Origin of the sequence: Mycobacterium persicum, assembly GCF_002086915.1 — a bacterium.
GTDB classification, from domain to species: Bacteria; Actinomycetota; Actinomycetes; order Mycobacteriales; family Mycobacteriaceae; genus Mycobacterium; species Mycobacterium persicum.
The window spans coordinates 1,512,334-1,516,588 of record NZ_MWQA01000001.1; the positions used below are offsets into that span (position 1 = coordinate 1,512,334).

The following is a 4,255-nucleotide window of genomic DNA, read 5'->3' on the forward strand; positions in this document are numbered from 1 at the left end:
CCTGGCCGTCATCGCCGCCGACCGCCAATACTCGGTGTTCCTGCTGGCCCTGCCGCTGCTGCTGAGCCTGTTCGCCCACGCCGTGCCCGGCAACGCCGGACTCTCCCTGGCCAAAGCCATCGAAGAACGCTCCACCCAACCCTCCCAACTGCTGGTACTGCTGATCATCGGCGGCGCCCTGATGGGCTGCGCAGCCTCCATCCGCGAAATCGTCAAAGAACAAGCCATCTACCGCCGCGAACACGGCATCGGCCTATCCACCAGCGCCTACCTAGCCTCCAAACTCGTCGTCCTGACCGCACTCACCACCATCCAAGGACTCATCCTCGGATTCCTGGGGACGGTGTTCCTGCCTCCGCCCGATAGCTCCGTGCTGTTGTCCCAGCAAGCCGACGAAACACAACAGCATCTGGTGGGCGCGGTCGAGGTGGCGGTGGCCGTCGTTGCGGTCACCGTGGTCTCGATGATCATCGGCCTGCTGATCTCGGCGCTGATCGGCAACGCCGATCGGGGCATGCCGCTGCTGGTCCTGGTGGTCATGGCCCAACTGGTGCTGTGCGGCGGCATGTTCGCGGTCAACGGCCGGCCCCCGCTCGAGCAACTGGCCTGGCTATCCCCATCCCGATGGGCCTACGCCATGGCCGCCGCCACCGTGGGGGTGAACTTCCTGCACCCGGGCGCGGAAGACCCGCTATGGGATCACGACCGCAGTAACTGGCTCACCGCCGCCGGTATGTGCGCGGCGCTGGCGGTGGTCCTGGTGCTTTTGCTGGCGGTGCGGCTCAAGCGGCTCGACCCCCAGCGAAAGGGCCGCAAGTAGCCCACGCGATCGGCGCGGCGCGCTTGGCGGTGTTGCTGACCGGTCCTGGCTGCGGGCCGGCCACGGTGCGACGCCGGCGGCTTGCCGCTTTGCTCCAATGGCGGTCACCCTCGCGCTACCGAGACCGACGAAAGGCTAGTCAAGCCGATATCGGCGGGTTTACGCTAAGTCGCCGGCTTTGGCGCTGCCTCCAGCTGAGTTTGCCCGCGGCAACGTGCCGTTGCCTCGACGAAGGAGATGTCTATGAAGCGCTGGTCTCGCGCCGCTGCGGCGGCCGTGTCCGCCGTCGCCGCGACGGCACTCGTGCTCACCGGATGTTCCAGCTCAAACAAGGGCGCTGGCGGGTCGAGCAGCCCTGCCAATGGTGACGCCGCCAGCACCGTCAAACAGGCTGCCGACGTCATGGCCAAGGTCACCGGGATGCACGTGAGCCTCACGGTGCAAGGCTCGGTGCCTAACCTCGCCGTGACCAAACTCGACGGCGACGTCTCCAACACGCCGCAAACGGTCGCCACCGGTACCGCGACCCTGGTCGTCGGCAAGAACCCGGTTGATTCGAAGTTCGTCTTTGTCGACGGGCATCTTTATTCCGACGTCGCCGACCCCGGCACATACGCCGACTACGGCAACGGCGCGTCGATCTATGACGTGTCGACCCTGCTCGACCCGAATCGCGGTCTGGCCAAACTGCTTTCCGACCTGCAAAACCCGAAAGTGGTTGGCAGCGAACAGATCAACGGGATCCCGACCACCAAGATCAGCGGCACGTCGTCCGCCGACGACATCACCACACTGGCCGGGGCGCGCCTGAGCCCGAAGGACGCGCAGGGCACACCCACCACGGTCTGGATTGCCTCGGACGGGTCTCATCACCTCGTCAAGATCGAAATCAGCCCGGTCCAGAACGGGACCGTGACCATGACCATGTCCGACTGGGGCAAGCAGGTCACCGCGACCAAACCGGCATAACCGCCCAATCCGACATCGAGCCCCCTCGCGTTTCAGCATTGCCGGACCACCGAACCTGGAAAGGAACCACCATGGCATTGACCGCTTTTCAACGCCGAGCTGCGGTTTCAGTGACCAACTTCGTAGCGGTGACGGCGATGATCTTCACGCTGGCGCCGGCAGCCGAGGCCGACGGGTACGTCGGCGCGATCGCCTACTCGCCGTCCGGAAAAGTGTTCGGCCGCACCAAACATGCCCCGTCGAAGGCCGCCGCGGAGAGCGCCGCGTTGGGTGCATGCGGTTACTCCGACTGCAAGGTGCTCGTCACCTTCACCGATTGCGGCGCCATCGCCGAGAACAGCCGCGGTGATCATGCGGGCGGTTACGGGCCTACGCTGCTGGCCGCAGAGCAAGACGCCGCGAAGAACCTCGGTACCTCAGGGTGGATCGGGACCTGGTACTGCAACTAGGGCTGCTGCGGCCGCAACTCCGGGCCGGTATTCGCACGCGCGCCTAAAGATTGTCGCCCTGGGGTGGTGAGTGGTTTGGGGTTGTTGGGTGGAGGTGTCGGAGGCTTGGTATGGAGGGTAGGGCCGAGGCGGTTGTGATGGAGGTGCCCCGGTTGGAGTTGCGTGCTGGTGGGCGGGTCTGGCATGCCACGCCGAATCGGGTGTGGACGATTGGTCGGTCGGCTGAGGCTGATGTGCGGTTGGATAATCCGCGGGTGTCGCGAGATCATGCGGTGTTGCAGCCGGGCCCGGGGGGCTGGGTTTTGGTCAACCACAGCAGCAATGGGATGTTTGTCGAGGGTGCGCGGGTCGAGCGGGTGGCGATCGCGGGGCCGGTGTCGGTGATGTTGGGGTCGGCGTCCTCGGGTGAGTTGGTGCAGTTGGCGCCGGGCGGGCAGCCCGCCGCGGCGGCGCAGCCGGCGGCGGTGGTGGGCCAGACGACGGTGGCCCGGGCGCCGACGGCGGTGCATGCCATTGATCAGTTGGTGGTGACGATCGGGCGTGGCCCCGACAACGATGTGGTGCTCAATGATCTGCTGGTCTCGCGCCGTCATGCGATGCTGCGCCGTTCGGGCGGTCAGTGGGAGCTGGTCGATAACAACAGCGCCAACGGCACCTACGTCAACGGCACCCGGATCAACCGGACGCTGCTGGGGCCCAGCGACATCGTCGGCATCGGTCATCAGCTGTTGCAGCTGTCCGGGGATCGGCTGGTGGAATACGTTGACACCGGCGACATTTCCTATGAGGCGGCCAACCTGCGGGTGGTCACCAACAAGGGCTCCAAGAAGTCCAAGGTGTTGTTGGCCGATGTCAGCTTCGCCCTGCCCCAGCGCAGCCTGTTGGCGGTGGTGGGGCCCAGCGGGGCCGGGAAATCCACGCTGCTGGGCGCGCTGACCGGGTTCCGCCCGGCCACCAGCGGCAGCGTGCGCTACGACGACCGCGACCTCTACGACAACTACGCCGAACTGCGCCACCGGATCGGGTTCGTGCCCCAAGACGACATCCTGCACACCCCGCTGACGGTCCGCCGCGCGCTCAATTACGCTGCGCGGCTGCGGTTTCCCCACGACGTGTCGGCCGCCGAACGCAACCAACGCATCCAGGAAGTGCTGACCGAACTGGGCCTGTCCACCCAGGCCGATCAGCGCATCGACAGTCTGTCGGGCGGGCAACGCAAACGCACCAGCGTCGCACTGGAACTGCTGACCAAACCCTCGCTGCTGTTTTTAGACGAACCCACCTCCGGGCTCGACCCCGGCTACGAGAAATCGGTCATGCAGACCCTGCGCTCGCTGGCCGACGACGGCCGCTCGGTGGTGGTGGTCACCCACAACATCGCCCACCTCAACATGTGCGACCGGCTACTGATCTTGGCCCCCGGGGGCCGGCTGGCCTACTTCGGCCCACCCCAACAAGCCCTGAGCTACTTCCACTGCACCGACTTCGCCGACCTGTTCACCCTGCTCGAACGCGACACCACCACCGACTGGACCGCCCGCTTCTACGCCTCACCGCTACACGCCGCCGTCACCGCCCACCCGGCCCCCACACCCGGCCCACCCCCACCAGCGCCCACCACCAAAGCCCTGGCCCAACAAAGCGCCCTGGCCCAATTCGCCATCTTGTGCCGACGCTACCTGGCCGTCATCGCCGCCGACCGCCAATACTCGGTGTTCCTGCTGGCCCTGCCGCTGCTGCTGAGCCTGTTCGCCCACGCCGTGCCCGGCAACGCCGGACTCTCCCTGGCCAAAGCCATCGAAGAACGCTCCACCCAACCCTCCCAACTGCTGGTACTGCTGATCATCGGCGGCGCCCTGATGGGCTGCGCAGCCTCCATCCGCGAAATCGTCAAAGAACAAGCCATCTACCGCCGCGAACACGGCATCGGCCTATCCACCAGCGCCTACCTAGCCTCCAAACTCGTCGTCCTGACCGCACTCACCACCATCCAAGGACTCATCCTCGGATTCCTGGG

4 protein-coding genes are annotated in these 4,255 nt (G+C 66.1%); all 4 read left to right on the forward strand.

All coding sequences use genetic code 11. The features are described 5' to 3' along the window. On the forward strand, positions 1-820 hold an 820-nt coding region (locus B4U45_RS06715), incomplete at its 5' end, for an ABC transporter permease (protein WP_219859356.1). 243 nt (positions 821-1,063) lie between these two features. Beyond that, complete coding sequence (locus B4U45_RS06720) at positions 1,064-1,789, forward strand: LppX_LprAFG lipoprotein (RefSeq protein WP_075545412.1); 726 nt, start codon at positions 1,064-1,066, stop codon at positions 1,787-1,789. Positions 1,790-1,899: 110 nt separating this feature from the next. Next, positions 1,900-2,238 carry a DUF4189 domain-containing protein gene (locus B4U45_RS06725; protein WP_240316475.1) on the forward strand — a complete coding sequence of 113 codons (339 nt, stop codon included), beginning with the start codon at positions 1,900-1,902 and terminating at the stop codon, positions 2,236-2,238. Between the two features lie 110 nt (positions 2,239-2,348). After that, positions 2,349-4,255: FHA domain-containing protein (locus B4U45_RS06730; RefSeq protein WP_219859568.1), on the forward strand; the 1,907-nt coding region annotated here is incomplete at its 3' end.

Excerpts from the sequence above, each read along its gene's own strand:
- B4U45_RS06720 (WP_075545412.1), top strand. The coding sequence starts at position 1,064 with ATGAAGCGCTGGTCTCGCGCCGCTGCGGCGGCCGTGTCCGCCGTCGCC.